The following is a 16,825-nucleotide window of genomic DNA, read 5'->3' on the forward strand; positions in this document are numbered from 1 at the left end:
AACGGCCGGCCCATTGACAGGGGCCGGCCGGCGGCGGTCACTTCGGGAGGAAGTCCTTGCAGTTCTGCTTGGTTACAAGCGGGGCGTCGAGATAGACGGTCTTGGACGGAATGACCTTGGCCGGGTCCTCCTTCTTGACGACGATATCCTCGATCCATTCGCCGGCCTGGGCACCCATCTTCTCGAAGGGCTGCGACACGGTGGCGATCATCATGCCATCGGGCTTGCAGACTTCAGCGATCGCATTGGGGTGGCCATCGATGCCGATAACCTTCACCTTGGTCAGGCCGGCGGCCTTGAGCGCATTGATGGACGCTTGGGCAGGCTCATCCCAAGGAGCCCAGACGGCGTCAATCCGGTCGCCGAAGCGCGAGGCGTAGTCCTGCATGGTCGTGGTCGTGTCTTCGAAAAAGGCCGTGTACTTGATGTTGTGCTCGGCCAGCACCTTGATGTCAGGATACTCCTTGAGGATCGTTGCCATCACGTCGCCGCGCTTGCGGGTGCCGTGATGCTCGGCCATGCGCAGGAAGATGATGTTGCCCTTGCCGCCGAGCTCATTCAGCAGATAGGGGGAGACATCGGCGGACATGGCCCAGTTGTTGGTGGTGATATCCGCGAGAACACCCGGCACATAACCGCTATCGACCGTAACGATCGGGATCTTGGCGGCAATCGCGGCATCGAGCGCTGCGCGCGAGGCCCGCAGATCGGCCATGGTGATGATGATGGCATCGACGCCGCGCGAGGCGGCATCCTGCAGATTCGAGGCGGTCCGCTCGCCCGAGCCGCCGCTGTCGAGCACGCTAACGTTCCAGTCCTTGCCCGACGACTTCAGCCAGGCGTCGAAGCCGGCCTTGACGCGCTGCTCGGATTGGGCGGCGGCATTGGCATGAACCCAAGCAAGGTTGGTGGCATGGGCACTGATAACGCTCAGCAGCAGCTGAGCGGCGGCGACGATCGCCGTCTTCCTCCACAGTCCAGACATTTTTTCCTCCTCCGTCACGGGTGCTGAGATTGACCCGCCTCCTCATCCGCGCTCCCTACGCGGATGGCCTATTGATAAATTGACGATTACAATTGTCAATCAGAATTACATTTGTACGAGCAAGGAGCGGGAATGAGCGAGAGCGACGAGGAGCTGATGGTCCGGGCGGCCTGGTATTACTATGTCGGAGGGCTCAACCAGGAGCTGACGGCATCCCGCCTTGGCCTGACGCGCGCACGGGTCAACAAGATGCTGGCCGAGGCGCGTGAGACCGGGCTTGTCAGCATTTCGATCGACCATCAGCGGGTAGGCGTCATGCCTGTCGAGACGAGCCTTCACGAACGGTTTGGGCTCGATTTCTGCGTGTCGACGCCGGCTTTCGGCTTCGAGGCGATGAAAGCCGACGACGAGCTGCGCAAGCAGATCGCCTTTCGCGCGGTCGGCGTGGCGGCCGCCAATCACCTGAAGCGGCTGCTGGAGGAGAACGATCCAATCACGGTCGGAACCGGCTGGGGCCGCACGATCGAACAGATGACGCTACAGCTGGCAGGTGTACGCGCGCCGCACGCCCGCTTCATCTCGATGATGGGCTCGCTGACCGCCAACAATGCCTATAACCCCTTCGAAGTCGTCCACAGCCTGGCGCGGCGAACAGGCGGCGAAGGCTTCTTCCTGCCCGTGCCCTTCATCGCCGACTCGGTGGAGGACCGGAAAGTCCTGGTTTCACAGCGCTCGGTCGTCAAGGCGATGGAGATCGCCCGCTCGGCCTCGGTCTGCTTCATCAGCGCAGGCGAATTGACCGAGCGCTCGCTTCTGCGGCTGCAAGGCATGATCAGCCGGGCCGATCTCGACAGCCTGCATGCCGCAGGCGCCGTTGGCGATACGAACGGGATTTTCTTTGACGATCTCGGCCGCCAGGTGGCGCATGATCTCAACGACCGGACGATCGCGCTAGGCTTTGAGGAGCTCAAGCAGCTCAAGGTCATCCTGCTCGTGGCCGGTGCGGAAAAGGCCGTGGCCGCGCGCGCCCTGCTGCGCAGCGGCATCGTCAGTGGCCTGATTATCGATGGCGATGCGGCGCTGACGCTGGATGCGCTTGGTCCGTAAGAACGTGTCGAGCATGCGGCTTTGACATCACGCTACGTGTGATCCGTGGTGGCCAGACACACGAGACGAATGACCACGCCGTAGGAGGCCCTATGAGCAAGCCCGCCGACATTCAGACGCTTGCAAGCAGACTTGTCTATGAAAATCGCTGGATGAAGGTCCGCGAAGACGCGATCCGCCGCGCCGATGGCTCTGACGGAATTTATGGCTTTGTGGAAAAACCGGATTTCGTGATTATCCTGCCGGTGCAGGACGGCATGATCCATCTCGTCGAGCAATATCGCTACCCGATCAAACAGCGGCAGTGGGAGCTGCCGCAGGGAAGCTGGGAAGAAGACCCTGATGCAGATGCGCTGGCGCTGGCGCGCGGCGAACTGCTGGAGGAAACGGGCCTCATTGCCGGTGCTATCACCTTCATCGGCGAACTTTACCCGCTCTACGGCACCGCCACACAAAAATACCGAGCTTATCTTGCCACCGATCTTCAGGCCGGCGTGAGCGCACCAGACCACGAAGAACAGGATCTCATCACCCGCGCCTTCCCGATCGCCACGGTCGAAGCGATGATCCTCAGCGGAGAGATCCAGGATGCAAACACGGTCGCCGTTTTCGGGCTGGCGCGTCTCAAACGGCTTCTTTAGCCGCCAACCGGCGCTTTCATGACCCGTTCGACCGCAGCACCTGATGGCCATCGGCAATGGTCACCAAAACGTCGTCGTCACCATGCTGCGGCAAAGTGACGGAGACCGGTCTGGCGCCACTGCGGCGTCGGCCGAAGCGGGGAACGGCGTCGAGCAACATGCGGGTATAGGGATGCGCGGGCGCTTCGATCACGCTCCGGGCCGGCCCGGTTTCGACCAAGCGGCCGCGATGCATGACGGCGATGCGGTCGCAGAGGCGGGCAATGACCGCCATGTCATGGGAGATGAAGAGGTAGGAGAGCTGCTTTTCCGCCTGCAGCTCCGCCATAAGATCGAGGATCTGCGCCTGGATGCTGACATCCAGCGCCGATACCGGCTCATCGGCGACGACGATGCGGGGACCGGGCGCCAGGGCCCGGGCGATGGCGATGCGCTGGCGCTGGCCACCGGAAAACTCATGCGGATAGCGGTCATGCATCTCCCGCTTCAGGCCGACGCGCTCCAGGAGATCCTCGACAACCTGTCGGATGGCACGCCAGTCGGACATGCCGGCCGACAGCAGGCCCTCGCCGATCTGGCGGCCGATCGTCAGCCGCGGATTGAGCGAGGAGTAGGGATCCTGAAAGATCATCTGGCATGTACGCAGCCGCTGGCGCCGCAGCGCTGGCGTCAGCGCTTCCAGGCGCTCCCCGTCGATCATCACGCTGCCCGCACTTGCCGTGTCCAGGCCAACGGCAATGCGGCCGAGGGTCGACTTGCCCGACCCGCTCTCGCCGATCACGCCAAGCGTTTCGCCTTGGTGCAGCTGAAGCGAGACGCCGTTAAGAGCCCGCACCACGCGCCCACCAGAGTGGAAGGACTTGCGCAGGTTTTCAACCGCGAGACAGTGAGGACGGTTCATTAGGCGCGTCCCTCCCCTGCCCGCGCGGCCAGCGCTTTGTCCACGGTCAGATGGGCTGCCATCAGCGCCCTGGTGTAATCATGATGCGGCGCGCCCAGGACGGTTTCCACAGATCCGCTTTCAACGATGCGGCCAGCGCGCATGACGGCGACGCGGTCGGCGGTTTCGGCCACCACGCCGATATCGTGCGTAATCAGCAGGATGCCCGCGCCGGTGCGGTTTTTTAGATCGACCAGCAGGTCGAGCACTTGAGCCTGCACGGTCACGTCGAGCGCGGTCGTCGGCTCATCGGCAATCAGGATATCAGGATTGAGTGCCAGCGCTGCCGCGATCATCACGCGCTGGCGCATGCCGCCAGAAAGCTGATGCGGATATTGGCGCAGCACCCGGTCCGGGTCAGTGAAACCGACATCGTCAAGCGATTGGCGTGCGGCCGCCAGTGCTGCCTTTCTGGACAGGCCATGATGGCGCAGAAGCCCCTCGGTCATTTGGGTGGCGATCGTCAGGACGGGGTTCAGCGAGGTCATCGGCTCCTGAAAGATCATGCCGATCTTCGCACCGCGCACGTCCTGCATTTGACGTTGTGGAAAACCGGCAATGTCGCGGCCATCGAGCAGGATCTGGCCGCTCATCCGCGCCGCCTCCGGCAGCAATTGCAGGATGGAAAGCGAAGTCAGACTTTTGCCGCTACCGGATTCGCCGACCAGAGCGAGAATTTCGCCACGGTGCAGATCGAAGCTGATGCCATCGACGGCATGGAAAGGGCCTTGCGGCCCGTCGAAGCGAATGGCGAGGTCGCGCAGGCTGAGCGCGGGCATGGTCACGGACGGAACGCTCATGACCGGGCCTTTCGACGTGGATCGGCAAGATCGCGCAGGCTGTCGCCGATCAGATTGAAGGACAGGACCGTCAGGCAGATAGCCAGGCCGGGAAAGATCAGGATCCAAGGCGCCTTGGTGATGTAGTTACGCCCGGAAGCCAGAATAGCGCCCCACTCCGGCGAGGGCGGCTGCACGCCAAGGCCGAGGAAGGAGAGGCCCGCCGCCGAAAGAATGGCCGAGGAAAAGCCGAGCGTCGCCATCACCACAAGGCTCTGGCCGATATTCGGCATGACATGCACGCGCACCAGCCTGCCCGAGCGAATGCCGGCCAGCCTTGCTGCCTCAATATAAGGTTTCGAGCGCTCCGCCGCAGCCAAGCCATAGGTGACGCGGGCATAGAAGGGCACGAGGCTGATGGCGATCGCCAGCGTGGCGTTCTCGATCCCGGGGCCCAGAAAGGCGACAAGGGCCAGGGCGATCAACGTATCCGGAAAGGAATAAAGAACGTCGATCACGCGCAGCAGGACCGCCTCGGTAAGCCGCCCGCCGAAGGCGGCGGCCAGGCCGACCACGCCGCCGACCAGCAACCCGCTGACGACAGCGCTGATGCCGATACCCAGCGACAGACGTCCGCCGGCAAGAACGCGGCTGAACAGATCGCGGCCAAACTCGTCGGTGCCGAAGAGATGGGCGAGAGACGGCGCGGCCAGACGCGGGCCGGCGGCCATGCGCAGCGGGTCGAAAGGCGCAAGCATGGGCGCGAGCAGCGATGCCAGCACGATGATGGTGGCTAGGCCGAGGCCCAGGAGGACGGTGGGAGACACACGTGGACGTCGCGGCACGGTCTGAGAAAGCACGGTCATCTCTGCCTCATGCGCGGATCGAGGAAGCCATAGAGAATATCGATCAGCATCGAAACCACGACCACCGAGGTGGCGAAGACGACGATGAAGCCCTGGATCATCGGATAATCGCGCTCCAGCATCGCCTGCACCGCCAGCCGGCCGATCCCATTCCAGGAAAAGACGTTTTCGATGATGACCTGCCCACCCAGCAGATAGGCAAAGACCAGACCGACGACGGTGACGATGCTGATCAGCGCCGGACGCAGGGCATGGACCAAAAGCACGCGATGTTCCTTGAGCCCGCGCGCGCGTGCCGTGCGAATGTAATCTTCCGAAAGCACTTCGATCAGCGCCGAGCGCGTCATGCGCGCCACAAGCGCGCAATAGGTCAGGCCGAGGGTCAGCGCGGGAAGGAGGATATTGCGCCAGCCGGACCCGGCCACCGGAAGCCAGCCGAGCTTGAGCGCGAAGAGCTGGATGAGGATCAGTCCCAGCCAGAAGGCCGGAACGGACACACCGAGCACCGCAATCACCATGACAATCGTATCCGCCAGGCGGCCTCGCTTGATCGCAGCCAGGAAGCCCAGGGGAATGCCGAGCGCGAGCGCGACGCCAAGGCCGCTGACCGCCAGTGCGAAGGTGTTGGGAAGACGCTGCAGCAGAAGCCGGGCGACCGGTTCGTTCCCACGGATCGTCATGCCGAGATCGCCTTGCAGCACGTGACCGGTATAAAGCGCCACCTGCTGCCAGACCGGCAGGTCAAGGCCGAGACGGGCGCGCATGGCGGCCATCACTTCCGGCGTTGCGGTGACGGACTGCGCCATCATCGCGGTGACCGGATCGCCAGGTACGAGATGGATCAGAATGCCTGACAGGACGATCACCGCGAGAACCGTGGCGAAAGCGGTCAGAACCCGTTTGAGGATCAGCAGCAGCATCGATACGCCGGCTCTTTCATCGCAAGGAGGCTGCTCCGCACGCTCGCGCGCAGCAGCCGTGGCATGGTCACTTCGAAACGGTGACGTCGTTGAAGAGCAGCGACACCATGAAGCCCATCTTGAAGCCCTCGACCTTGGCGTTGGAGGCCATCAGCCAGCCCCAGCCGGGCGACAGAAGCGGAACCGCGTAGGCATTTTCCATGAGGTACTTCTCGATCTCGTGGATCTTGGCAGCGCGCGGCTCGCCGGAGAGCTTGCGCTGCTCGTCGAGCATGGTGTCGACCTCGGCATTCAGGCCCATATTGACGAAGCCCGGACGCTTCCAGAGGAAGGTCAGATAATCGGGATCGACGCCGGACATGCCCATGGTCCAGACAGCGGGCTCGCCATCGGTCTTCTCGTTGACACCCTTCATATAGTCGAAGAAGGCGGCCACTTCGCGCGTCTCGATCTCCGCTTCGACATTGATGGCAGCAAGATCCTGCTGCATGATCTGATGCATCTGGTCCCAGCCCGGCAGCTTGTGCACGAGCAGTTTTACCTTCAGCGGCTTGTCCTTGGTATAGCCGGCTTTCTCCATGATCGCCTTGGCGCCTTCGGGATCGTATTTCACGCCCCAGCTGGCGCACAGCGCCTCATCCGTGGAGAAGAGATTGGGTGCGACAGGGCAATTGGCCGTGTTGACGAGGCCCTCGAAGGCGATCGACGCGTAAGCATCGCGGTTCATCGCCATGCCGATCGCCTTGCGGATCTCGGGATTGTCGAGCGGCTTGATCTTCCAGGTGAAGGCGGCGAGCATCTGCTGCCCGGAGAGTTCGGCGGCATATACCTTGAAATTGCTATCGTTCTTCAGGTCCGTCGCCTCTTCGAGCGAAGGCTCGACCAAATCCGCCTCGCCTGAGCGAAGCGCCGCCATGCGGGCTACGGCTTCCGGAATGACCTTGAAGGTCAGCTTGTCGATATGCGGCTTGCCCGGATTTTCGATCAGCGGATTGGCATTTTTGTAATCGGGATTGGCGGCCAGCTGAATGCTGTCATTGCGCGTCCAGCTAACGAATTTGAACGGACCGGTGCCGATCGGCTTGAATTCGGCGGAGGCGAAAGAAGACGGGCAGAGGAAGGCGGCCTGGATGCTGGTCAAGAACGAGGCAAACGGACCGTAAGGCTCAGACAGCGACACCGTCAGCGCCTTGCCATCGACTTTGCTGCCGGTGATCGGGCCCCAGGCGGACAGGTTCGGATTGTTGGTCTCGGGCGAAAGCGCGCGATCCAGGCTGGCTTTTGCGGCGGCGGCGTCAAAGCTTGAGCCGTCATGGCATTTCAGCCCATCGCGGATGGTGAAACGATAGGTCTTTCCATCCGGCGACATCGACCATTCGCTGGCCAGACCCGGCTGAACCGATCCGCTTTTGTCCATGGTCAGCATGGTGTCGAAGATCAGGTTGGTGATTTGCAGAGACTGCGTGGTGCTGGCCTTCTGCGCATCGAGGCTATCGGCATCGACGGAGCGGGCCACCGTCAGATCGGCCGCCGTCACGGCGGAAAATCCAGCAGCGAGACCGATTGCGGTGGCAGCGGCCATCAAGGCCAGTCTGCTTTTGATCGAACTTGTCATGTGTCTTGTTCCCTCTTTTCGTTGTTGTTGAATGTCAGCGCGGCTCAGCCATCAAAAATCGCTTGCACCGTCTTTCACGGCAGTCCGCCAGCGCTCTCCCAAACTCCGGCAGCAGCTCGTAAAGCATGTCACGACCTTCCAAGATTGCTGACGACGCTTTACGTCCTTGTTTTGTGGCATGTCGTTATCTCAGAACCACCATTCCCTTTTTGGCGACGTGCTTTCGTTAGCCCTGGCCTCATTTCGCTCCGACGGAGATCGGCGGTCGGCGCGCTGCCCAGGGGCGCGCGGCCTCAAGCTGCGATGCCAGACGGAACAGCAGGCCTTCGGCAGCCGGCGCTGCGGCGAACTGCACGCCGATAGGCAGACCTTCCCCATTCCAAGCGAGCGGCACCGACATGGCCGGCGCACCGCTGACGTTGAAAATATGCGTGAACGGCATCCACGAGAGATAGAATTCATAGTGGCCGCGCATGGAGGTCGCTTGCGGAAAGGCCTCGTGCGGCAGCGGTGGCTGCGCAAGCGTCGGTGACAGAAAGACGTCGTAGCGGGAAAAGGTGGCATTGACGGCTGCGGCGACCGCATGCAGCCGGGTCGTTGCGACATTGACATCGACCGCGCTGATCCGATTTCCCGCTTCGATCATGTCCCAGAGCATGGGCGGAAAATCCGCCTCTGTCAGCGCGCGGCCAAGCGCCTGCGCTTCCAGCTTCATGTCGGTTGCATATTCGGCTAGGATAAAGGTTTCGAAAGCGTCCCAGCCGTCGGCCGGCAGGTCGATATCGTGTTTTTCGCAGACATGGCCAAGATCTTCCAGCAGCCGGACCGTCTCGGCCACAGCCGCCGCGCAATCGGGATGGGTGGGCGCGCCATAGGGTGCGCGCGTGGAAACGGCGATGCGCAGAGAGCCGGGGTCGACGCCCAGTTCCGTGCGGAAGTTGCCGCCCGCAGGGCTGTTGAAGAACTGCCCAGGATGAGCCCCTGCCGTTGCGTCGAGCAGGGCGGCACTGTCGCGCACGGAGCGGGTCAGGGCGTGTTCCACCAGCATGCCCTGCCAGGTGCTGCCGGAGGGCGCGACCGGGTTGCGCCCGCGCGTGGGCTTCAGGCCGAAGCAGCCGCAGACGGACGAGGGAACGCGAATCGAACCGCCGCCATCATTGCCATGGCCCATTGGCACGATACCGGCAGCCACGGCCGCCGCCGTGCCGCCGCTGGAGGTGCCGGCCGTGCGCGTTACATCCCAGGGGTTGTTGGTGACGCCATGGGCACGAGAGCGCGTGGTCCAGTCCATCGCCAATTCCGGCACTGCCGTCTTGCCGAAGGTGACCAAGCCGGCCTTCTTGAAGCGGCGAACAAGTTCGCTATCCGCGTCCGGTTTGAGAAAGGCGCGCGGTGGCCAGCCCGCTCCTGTGGGCTGCCCGGCATAATGCGCGGTCAGATCCTTGAGCAGAAAGGGCACGCCTTTGAACGGCCCATCCTTCATCTCCTCACGAATGAAACGACGCGCCTCGTCCTCGAAGGTGGCAACGACGGCATTGAGCGGCTGATTGACGGCATCGACCGCCTCGAGCGCCGCGCTCAGCAGTTCGTCCGCGCTGACCTCTCCTGTCGCCACCAACTGCGCCAGGCCTGTCGCGTCGTAAGTCTGATAGTCGCTCAGCTGCACCGTGATTACCCTCATGCCGAATTTGCCCAAAACTACGGCGCGCCTTAAAATTTGGCATGATCCCTAGGGGTGAGGTTTAAAAAAACTTCTTCTCACCCGAAAGGGTGATAGGCTGATGCCGACGACAGCCCGAAGACGGAGATGCTTGGTGTCGCAGCGAACAGGCCTCAACAACCGGCACATGGCGCCGCCGCGCCCCTCGCAGGGCGTGATCGAACGTCCGAGGCTGACCGAACTTGCCCATTTGCTGGTGCGTCATCGCCTGGTACTGGTGCATGCACCCGCCGGCTCGGGCAAGACCACCCTGCTCGCCCAGTGGCACGAGATCCTGACGGCGGCGAATGTCTCGACGGTGTGGTATTCCACGCATGACACCGATCGCGATCCCCTGAGTTTTACCGACGGACTGATCCGCGCGCTGGAGCCTTTGACGCAGGATGGCGGCGCCACCGCGCTCTCGCTCATCGACCCGCCGGATGCGCTTGCCCACCTGATCGATCTCGTCGCGCGTCGCAGTGCGCAAGGCGCCCTGGCCCTCTTCATCGATGACTATCATCTGGCCGAAGGCCGGGATGGCGGTGAGACGATCCACCGCCTTCTGACCGCCCGACTGCCGCATTTCACCATCGTTCTGGCCAGCCGCAACCGGCCGCAAATCGCCATCAGCCGGCTGCGCGTCAGCGGCGATGTGCTCGAACTACCGGTGGAGGATCTCTTCTTCGATGAGACGGAGACGGAAGCTTTCTTCCGGGCGGCATCGTCGGTGCCGATGAGCCCGCAGGAAAGCCGCGACATGCATCGCTACACTGAAGGATGGGCGGCCGGCCTGCGTCTGGCCTCGCTTCTCATCGGCACCATGCCCGGCGCCATGGCCGTCTCACCGCCAGCCGGAAGCCATCGCGCTTTTGCAGATTATTTCCTGGAAGAGGTGATGCTTGGCCTGCCTGAGGCGGTCCACGGCTTTCTGACGAGAACGTCGATCCTCGACGCCCTGCACGGTGATCTCTGCAATGCGGTGACGGAGCGCGGCGACGGCAATGAGATCCTATCCTTTCTCGAGGAGGCCCAGCTCTTCCTCGTCGCGCTGCCGGGCGCACCGCGCTGGTACAAATATCACCACCTGTTCCAGGAGTTCCTTCAGGCGCGGCTCTACACGGAAGACGGCGGAACCGTGGCCGAGCTCCATAGCCGCGCGGCGCGCTGGTTCCTGGAAAACGGCTCGCCTCTGGACGCGGTGCGCCACGCCTTTCTCGGTCGCCAACCGGCCTGGGCGGCAGAGCTGATCGAGCGCTACTGCCTGTATGACTATCTGAGCCATGGCCGCTTCGAGCTTTTCTCGCGCTGGATGCAGCAATTGCCCCAGGATGCCCGGGAGGAGCGACCGCTTCTGCTATTGCTTCAGGTCTGGCGCTCGATCAACCTGCGCCGCTTCGCGCAGGCCGAGCAGACGCTGCGCACGATCGAGCTTGCCGCCAGCAACGAGACAAGCCGGATGTCGATGATCGCGCGGGAAACGGGGCTCGATATTTCTGGTCGGCTCCATCTGATGCGAGCCCTGATCGGCGCCTATGATGGCGACATTGCCGCCGGTCTTGCACATATTGCGCAGCTTGAAGGGCGCGAGCTCGATCAGCTGGCTTTCGGCCAGGTCGATCTGGACTCCATTCACAGCTATCTCGCCCTCCATGCCGGCGATCTGGAGCTTGCGGAACGGCTGACCTGGCGCGCCAACGGCGTTTACGACGCCATGTCCTGCCATTGGGGGGCCATCCATTCACGCTGCATCGCGGCGATGGTCTCGCTGGCCAGGGGCTTGATGCGGGACGCCGAAGAGGTTCTCCAGGACGCCTTGGCAATTGCCGAGCGCCATTTCGGCGCACAATCCTATATGGTTGCCCTGCCCTCCGGCCTGCTTGGCCTGATCGCGTTCGATCAAGGCCAACTCGCCCGGGCCGAGCAGCTTTTGACGCGCGCCATGCCAGTCGATACCGCCAGCGATGTCTCCGGGCTCTGCGAGCGTGTGGTTGCCGCCACCATCGGGCTTGCACGTCTCTACGATGCCACGGATCGCGCCGATCAGGCCACGGCCGTGCTGATGCGCGCAAGCCGGCGCGCCTATGAAAGCGAGAATTTCCGGCTCGAACTGCAACTGGCGCTGGAGCGCGCCGATCGCGCGTTTCGCCGCGGCTATCCCGCCGAGGGCATGCGCGAATGGGAGCGACTGCGCCTGCATCTGCCCGAGGCGCAACGCCGCTTTCCGAAAGCTTGCTGGATGATCTGGGATGCCTTCCACGTGGTGGAAGCACGCGCGGCCTGCGAAGCCGGCCAGAAAGAGGCCGCAACGGCGAGACTGCGGTACATGGGCGCTGCCGCACGGGCCCAGGGCCGCTCCGTCATGGCAGCCCGTATGGAACAGGAATTCCCCTGGATGCTGGACGACCAGATGGCCGCCGAAAAAGGCGCAGCGCCTGTTCTCGGCGTCTTTCTGCCCTCATGCGCGCCGCAAACTTCACCCTCTGCCCCACGGCGAAGCGCCATCCCGTTGCGCAACCCGGCACCCGGCGGCCTTACCCAGAGGGAGGAAGAAGTGCTCGACCTGATGCGTCTTGGCCTCTCGAACGGCGAAATCGCCCAAAGGCTTGACGTCAATATCAACACCGTGAAGACGCATTCGAAAAGCATCTTCTCCAAGCTCGGCGTGAAAAGCCGAACCCAGGCTGTGCTGCGCGTGCTGGACAGCCTGTGACGTCGGTGGCACGCCTGACGGACGCCAACCGACCACTCTTGATGGATCAAGAGTTTCTCATGATCGTCTTCACATTCTCGAATGTGCTGTTGAGCTGCACGCCAAGAACCTTGGCACCGCCTGCAAAAGCGCCGGCGATCAATGCGGCGATGAGTCCATATTCCAGCGCAGTGGCTCCGCTTCTATCCTTCAACATCCGCACCAGACCCGTCAACACAGCGCACCTCCAGCCCCCAAAATCGCAGACAGGGATCGTCGGGATTTACCGCCGCGCGTCGTCCAGTCCGCCCATTGATTGATTAGCGCTAACTTACTAAAATTATGGAAACGCACACACTGATAAAACCCATCCGCTCTTTTGGATATCCTACATGACAGAATGTTTTATTTTAATATGATATTTTTTAGATTGTTTTTATATTGGAATCCTTCGGTCTAAATACACGATAAATTCATATTGCGGATTCTAATGAAGGGAGGTGGGCGAAAGCATCATCTTACCCGTTGCGATTGCTCTGATCCGATCATCAGGCTCTAGACATGAGATCGATAAAAGCTCTGCAGTGGTTCCGCCGTCTATCGAGGGTCAAAGAGACTTCGAGCGCTGGCTTTCCGGCTTCGGGAAAGCAAGGCGGTCTGCCGCGCATCCTTGAACGGCATGACGGGAGCATGGCTGTGATCGGGGCCTTGGCGATTCCTGTCCTCATCGGCTTCGGCGCATTGGTGGTCGACTATGGCCGGGCGCTCAACACCCAGTCCGAGCGGCAGCGGGTCGCCGATCTTGCATCCTATGCCGGTGCGCTGGCTTATGGCGCATCCGGCTCCACGCAGCGGATGCATGCCGCCGCCGCCCATATCGGCGCGCTCCACAATGTGGCGGAGAGCGCCATGGCCATCGACCTCATCGACTCCCCGCGCACTTCGGGCGCCAAGGCGGTGAACGTGACGATTGCAAGCGCCCAGAACGTGCTGCTGGCCAAGGTGTTGCAGGCCGGCGACCTGGTCATCAAGGCCAGCGCTTCCGCGGAAGTCGGCACTGCCAGCAGTTCGGGTGGCAACGGATGCATCATCGCGCTCGACAGCGCCGGCACCGGTGTGACCATGTCAGGCGGCACATCGCTCAACGTGCCGAATTGCACGGTGGCATCCAACGCCACCATCACCTCGCCCTGTGGCACGAAGATCGTGACCAAGGCCGCTCTTTACAATTCATCGTCGCCGCCGGACCAGCCGAGTTGGTGTCAGACCATCCAGAAACAGGACGGCACCCCAGCGCCGATCTCCAAGGCCGTCACCGCCGATCCGCTGGCCGCGCATTCCGGCGTTCTCGCGGCCGTCGCCCGCTTTGGCGAACAGGCCTCCCTCAATGCGCCGGCCCGGCCCCGAGCCGTCGATGGCGATGATCTCGAATTTGATCGATGGGATCAGTCGAAGCGGCAGGCACTGGACAAAGCTCTGAAAGCCCAAGGATGCCGGGCAAGCTATTCCGATATCTGGCGCGTGACCTGCACGAGCACCACCCTCACCTTCGGCAACTTCCTGATCGGCAGCAGCCTGACTGTGGAGTTCAATCTCTCCGGGCCGGCGTCGACGGTCTATAACTTCAAGAGCATTCGCTCGACCGGGGGCGGCAATTTCAAATTCGGCCCGGGGACGTTCAACGTGCCGGGCGGAATTTCGCTGAACGGGGATACCGGCTCATTCGGTGCCGGCAACTTTCGCATCGGCCCGTCTTCCGACTGCGGCTTCAGTCTCTGTGGAAACAGCAACGGCACCTTGAGCTTTGCCGGTCCATCGGATTTTGAGCTCTCGGACGGCTTGAAGGTCTCCGGCAGCAATGTGACGACGCTCGGCACAGGCTCGAGCAATGCCTATAAGATCGGGAAAAGCCAGCAGGGGCAATCGATCCTCGTGGAAAGTGGCACGGCCATCCTGTCGGACGCGAGCGCGACGGCATCCATCTTCCGCCTCTGGGGCAAGGTGCAAAGCGGGGGCGGCACATGCCTGACGTTCCCGGCCGCCAGCCAACACGACATCATGGGCTCGATCGATGTGTCCGGCGCCCTGGAGCTCGGGTCAGGTCCTTACACGGTGGATGGCTATTTTGGTCTCGGACAGAACAATGGTGGCGCCGTAACCTGCCAGGGGCGCGAAATCAGCCTGTCGGCGAGAGATGTCACGGTCACGCTTTCTGGCAAGGAAACGATGAGCAGTCAGGCCTGCAGCAACACGGCCTTCTGCGCCTCTGCCGGCTATAAGAACATGGTGCTGCGCGCGCCGGAGTCGGGAAAATTTGCCCAGCTGGCCGTGATTGGGCCGACGAATATCGCGGCCGGCGCCACGCTGACATCGGGTGCAAGCGGCAGCAACATCTCCGGCGCCTTCTATTTTCCAAACGCGCCGATCTCGATGAGCGGCGGCGCATCCGCGCAGGATGTCTGCCTCTTCCTCATCGGCTCGGCCATCAGCATTTCGGGCGGAAGTGCCGCCGCCTCGCAATGTGACAAGCTCCTGTCGGCTGGCGGCGGCAGCGGCGGCAAGTCCGTGAGGCTCGTTCGATGACAAGCCTCCTTTCCAAGCTGGTCAGCAACCTTCGGCTCATCGATCTCTGCAAAAGCCGGCGTGGCATTGCCGCAGTGGAGTTTGCCTTCATTGCTCCCGTCATGCTCGTCATGATGACAGGGGTCAGCGAACTCGGCGTCTTCGTGTTCAAACGCATGCAGGCCAACGAAGCCGTTTCAGCCGCGGCCAATGCCGCCTTGGCAAGCGGCCCCGGCCTGTCCAGCTCGACGGCGGACGCGACCGCGAATGTGCTCGCCTCGATTCTGCGCGCGCCCGATACGGCCGGCACGGCCCGCATGACCATCAATGGCTTGCGTGCGTATGACATTACCGCGACACAGATGACCTCATCGGGCTCCGTCAGCTCGGCTGACGAGTGCCGCTGCCCGACACAGGCAAACGGGGTAATCGATTGGGGCGGAAGCGTCGGCTGCACATCGACCTGTGCGGACGGAAGCTCTGCCGGCAGGTATATCAGCATCGCCTATCACAGACCGTACAAGCCCGTCTTTCCGACCTACGGCCTGATCAGCAACAATGGGATCACTGTCAATGTCGTGGCGCTGGTGCAATAAATTGCCGGTGAAAGCCTTTGTTGGCGATCACAAGGGATCGGCAGCGGTGGAGTTCGCCATGGTCCTGACACCGATGATGCTTCTGCTGTTCGGCGGCATCGAAGCGGGCCGCGTGCTCTGGATGCGCCACGCCTTGGAAAAAGTGGCGACGACGAGCGCGCGCTGCATCGGCATTCGCGGCAATGACTGCTCCACCGGAGGCGCCTTCGACGCGGCGCGCGCCTTGTCCTATGTTCAGACACAGGCGGCAGGAATGGGTATCAGGCTGGAGCAGGTCGATATTGATGTCCGGGACTCGGCCACCTGCCATGGCGCTGCAGGCTTCTCGCAAGTCGTGGTCACGAAGACACTCTATTCCGCCGTACCTCTTCTTGTCGATTTTCTCTCCTCCGCGAATCATCAACTCTCTGCCCAGGCATGTTTTCCGACACAGCAAGCGTGAGGAACAGGAAGAGGCTGCGACAAAGGCACGGTCTGAGAACGGGCGCGGGTTCGCTTATGTGACCCAACCTGGGTGGCGCGCTCAGCGGCCCGGTTGTGATTGCTCGTGGCCAAAAGGGGCTTTTGCATACCAATTCGTGCGTTTTAAGCCATGAAGCAGGATGCTAGGCCTTGCTGAGCGATGTGCTGCAAGACGGGAAAGACGTGGCTCTGCCGAGATCAAACCGCGTCTGACAGAGGTCGATACAGCTGATTATACATAGCGAGCGGCATGTTCGGCTTTTCTCGGGTTGATGCAATCCGGTTCTCGTTGTAGCTTTCCCGCGCATTTATGCCACGCTTAGAGATGATTGGACTACCATGGCAACCGGTACAGTTAAATTCTTCAACGACGACAAGGGCTTCGGCTTCATCACCCCCGAGAACGGCGGACAGGACGTATTCGTCCATGTATCGGCGCTGCAGCGTGGTGGTTCGCTTCGTGAAGGCGACAAGGTGAGCTTCGAAGTCGGACAGGATCGCAAGACCGGAAAGTCCAAGGCAGAGAACGTCTCCGTTCTGTAAGTTTAGAGCGGTGTGACGAGCCAGTCCGTGGTTGTTGGCGCAAGCCTGCGACAAGATGTGGATCAGGCCTCCAGCAGGGTCTGCCCGTCTAGAACCTGCGCTCTCCTCGCCGATATAGACAAAGCCTCGCCGGCGATCGTTCGTGGTTGACCTGCGGATATCGCGGCCGATGGCACGGCTAGCGTCCAGCGCTGTCACTGATGCCTGGATCAAGGCCATTTTAACCGCTGAACGGCGTGCTTGCTGGAGCACGTCATTCAGCGGTTTTATGCTTTCTCCGATTCAAGACGGGCAGGAGCCGGTCTTAAGATCCTGACTCGGCATCGAATCGCCGGGATGGATGATCCCACAGCAAAGCGCAGATTTTGCTTGCACTTCGCCACTCCATTTTCCGTCTCGATCACGTGGGCGCCAGCTT

At 62.0% G+C, this 16,825-nt stretch carries 15 protein-coding genes; 7 read left to right on the top strand and 8 right to left on the bottom strand.

The genetic code is table 11. The features are described 5' to 3' along the window. Nucleotides 1-37: 37 nt before the first annotated feature. Complete coding sequence (locus tag BMX61_RS07660) at nt 38-985, bottom strand: sugar ABC transporter substrate-binding protein (protein WP_075625970.1); 948 nt, start codon at nt 983-985, stop codon at nt 38-40. A gap of 132 nt (nt 986-1,117) precedes the next feature. Here BMX61_RS07660 and BMX61_RS07665 point away from each other — a divergent pair, with 132 nt between their 5' ends. Further along, nucleotides 1,118-2,092: a sugar-binding transcriptional regulator gene (locus BMX61_RS07665; protein WP_075625969.1), complete on the top strand. Its 975-nt coding sequence runs from the start codon at nt 1,118-1,120 to the stop codon at nt 2,090-2,092. A gap of 92 nt (nt 2,093-2,184) precedes the next feature. After that, nucleotides 2,185-2,733 carry an NUDIX domain-containing protein gene (locus BMX61_RS07670; protein WP_075625968.1) on the top strand — a complete coding sequence of 183 codons (549 nt, stop codon included), beginning with the start codon at nt 2,185-2,187 and terminating at the stop codon, nt 2,731-2,733. 16 nt (nt 2,734-2,749) lie between these two features. Here the strand turns inward: BMX61_RS07670 and BMX61_RS07675 are convergent, their stop codons facing one another. From BMX61_RS07675 to BMX61_RS07700, 6 genes are all read right to left on the bottom strand, one after another. Beyond that, the gene (locus BMX61_RS07675; protein WP_075625967.1) at nt 2,750-3,634 is read right to left on the bottom strand and encodes an ABC transporter ATP-binding protein; all 885 of its coding nucleotides are present in this window, start codon (nt 3,632-3,634) and stop codon (nt 2,750-2,752) included. Further along, nucleotides 3,634-4,473, bottom strand: a complete 840-nt coding sequence (locus BMX61_RS07680; protein WP_092742431.1) for an ABC transporter ATP-binding protein — start codon at nt 4,471-4,473, stop codon at nt 3,634-3,636. The genes BMX61_RS07675 and BMX61_RS07680 overlap by 1 nt, the downstream gene beginning before the upstream one ends. Continuing rightward, nucleotides 4,470-5,318, bottom strand: a complete 849-nt coding sequence (locus tag BMX61_RS07685) for an ABC transporter permease (protein ID WP_075625966.1) — start codon at nt 5,316-5,318, stop codon at nt 4,470-4,472. Before BMX61_RS07685 ends, BMX61_RS07680 begins: the two co-directional genes overlap by 4 nt. After that, nucleotides 5,315-6,238 carry an ABC transporter permease gene (locus BMX61_RS07690; protein ID WP_075625965.1) on the bottom strand — a complete coding sequence of 308 codons (924 nt, stop codon included), beginning with the start codon at nt 6,236-6,238 and terminating at the stop codon, nt 5,315-5,317. Before BMX61_RS07690 ends, BMX61_RS07685 begins: the two co-directional genes overlap by 4 nt. Nucleotides 6,239-6,305: 67 nt before the next feature. Continuing rightward, nucleotides 6,306-7,853 carry an ABC transporter substrate-binding protein gene (locus BMX61_RS07695; protein WP_075625964.1) on the bottom strand — a complete coding sequence of 516 codons (1,548 nt, stop codon included), beginning with the start codon at nt 7,851-7,853 and terminating at the stop codon, nt 6,306-6,308. A gap of 238 nt (nt 7,854-8,091) precedes the next feature. Next, complete coding sequence (locus tag BMX61_RS07700) at nt 8,092-9,534, bottom strand: amidase (RefSeq protein ID WP_234794626.1); 1,443 nt, start codon at nt 9,532-9,534, stop codon at nt 8,092-8,094. A 133-nt stretch (nt 9,535-9,667) separates the two neighbouring features. Here BMX61_RS07700 and BMX61_RS07705 point away from each other — a divergent pair, with 133 nt between their 5' ends. Continuing rightward, nucleotides 9,668-12,265, top strand: a complete 2,598-nt coding sequence (locus tag BMX61_RS07705; RefSeq protein ID WP_170854912.1) for a winged helix-turn-helix domain-containing protein — start codon at nt 9,668-9,670, stop codon at nt 12,263-12,265. 46 nt (nt 12,266-12,311) lie between these two features. On the opposite strand, the gene BMX61_RS07710 is transcribed toward BMX61_RS07705, so the two are convergent. Next, on the bottom strand, nt 12,312-12,461 hold the full coding sequence (locus BMX61_RS07710) for a Flp family type IVb pilin (protein WP_092742434.1): 150 nt from the start codon (nt 12,459-12,461) through the stop codon (nt 12,312-12,314). Nucleotides 12,462-12,934: 473 nt separating this feature from the next. Between BMX61_RS07710 and BMX61_RS07715 the strand changes: the two genes are divergently transcribed. The 4 genes from BMX61_RS07715 (at nt 12,935) to BMX61_RS07730 (ending at nt 16,407) form a co-directional block, all read left to right on the top strand. Further along, on the top strand, nt 12,935-14,827 hold the full coding sequence (locus tag BMX61_RS07715) for a pilus assembly protein TadG-related protein (RefSeq protein WP_075625962.1): 1,893 nt from the start codon (nt 12,935-12,937) through the stop codon (nt 14,825-14,827). Next, nucleotides 14,824-15,402 (top strand): TadE family protein, encoded by a 579-nt coding sequence (locus BMX61_RS07720; protein WP_075625961.1) that lies wholly within the window; start codon nt 14,824-14,826, stop codon nt 15,400-15,402. Before BMX61_RS07715 ends, BMX61_RS07720 begins: the two co-directional genes overlap by 4 nt. Next, the gene (locus tag BMX61_RS07725) at nt 15,380-15,844 is read left to right on the top strand and encodes a TadE/TadG family type IV pilus assembly protein (RefSeq protein WP_075625960.1); all 465 of its coding nucleotides are present in this window, start codon (nt 15,380-15,382) and stop codon (nt 15,842-15,844) included. Before BMX61_RS07720 ends, BMX61_RS07725 begins: the two co-directional genes overlap by 23 nt. Before the next feature lie 359 nt (nt 15,845-16,203). Beyond that, on the top strand, nt 16,204-16,407 hold the full coding sequence (locus tag BMX61_RS07730) for a cold-shock protein (RefSeq protein ID WP_012760580.1): 204 nt from the start codon (nt 16,204-16,206) through the stop codon (nt 16,405-16,407). The last annotated feature ends 418 nt before the right edge of the window (nt 16,408-16,825 follow it).

The organism is Xaviernesmea oryzae, from assembly GCF_900109605.1.
Classification (GTDB): domain Bacteria; phylum Pseudomonadota; class Alphaproteobacteria; order Rhizobiales; family Rhizobiaceae; genus Xaviernesmea; species Xaviernesmea oryzae.

Coding starts and splice junctions, on each gene's coding strand:
- BMX61_RS07730 (WP_012760580.1), top strand. CDS start 16,204: ATGGCAACCGGTACAGTTAAATTCTTCAACGACGACAAGGGCTTCGGC.
- BMX61_RS07700 (WP_234794626.1), bottom strand. CDS start 9,534: ATGAGGGTAATCACGGTGCAGCTGAGCGACTATCAGACTTACGACGCG.
- BMX61_RS07710 (WP_092742434.1), bottom strand. CDS start 12,461: ATGTTGAAGGATAGAAGCGGAGCCACTGCGCTGGAATATGGACTCATC.
- BMX61_RS07675 (WP_075625967.1), bottom strand. CDS start 3,634: ATGAACCGTCCTCACTGTCTCGCGGTTGAAAACCTGCGCAAGTCCTTC.
- BMX61_RS07660 (WP_075625970.1), bottom strand. CDS start 985: ATGTCTGGACTGTGGAGGAAGACGGCGATCGTCGCCGCCGCTCAGCTG.
- BMX61_RS07725 (WP_075625960.1), top strand. CDS start 15,380: ATGTCGTGGCGCTGGTGCAATAAATTGCCGGTGAAAGCCTTTGTTGGC.
- BMX61_RS07670 (WP_075625968.1), top strand. CDS start 2,185: ATGAGCAAGCCCGCCGACATTCAGACGCTTGCAAGCAGACTTGTCTAT.
- BMX61_RS07715 (WP_075625962.1), top strand. CDS start 12,935: ATGGCTGTGATCGGGGCCTTGGCGATTCCTGTCCTCATCGGCTTCGGC.
- BMX61_RS07685 (WP_075625966.1), bottom strand. CDS start 5,318: ATGACCGTGCTTTCTCAGACCGTGCCGCGACGTCCACGTGTGTCTCCC.
- BMX61_RS07695 (WP_075625964.1), bottom strand. CDS start 7,853: ATGACAAGTTCGATCAAAAGCAGACTGGCCTTGATGGCCGCTGCCACC.
- BMX61_RS07680 (WP_092742431.1), bottom strand. CDS start 4,473: ATGAGCGTTCCGTCCGTGACCATGCCCGCGCTCAGCCTGCGCGACCTC.
- BMX61_RS07690 (WP_075625965.1), bottom strand. CDS start 6,238: ATGCTGCTGCTGATCCTCAAACGGGTTCTGACCGCTTTCGCCACGGTT.
- BMX61_RS07665 (WP_075625969.1), top strand. CDS start 1,118: ATGAGCGAGAGCGACGAGGAGCTGATGGTCCGGGCGGCCTGGTATTAC.
- BMX61_RS07720 (WP_075625961.1), top strand. CDS start 14,824: ATGACAAGCCTCCTTTCCAAGCTGGTCAGCAACCTTCGGCTCATCGAT.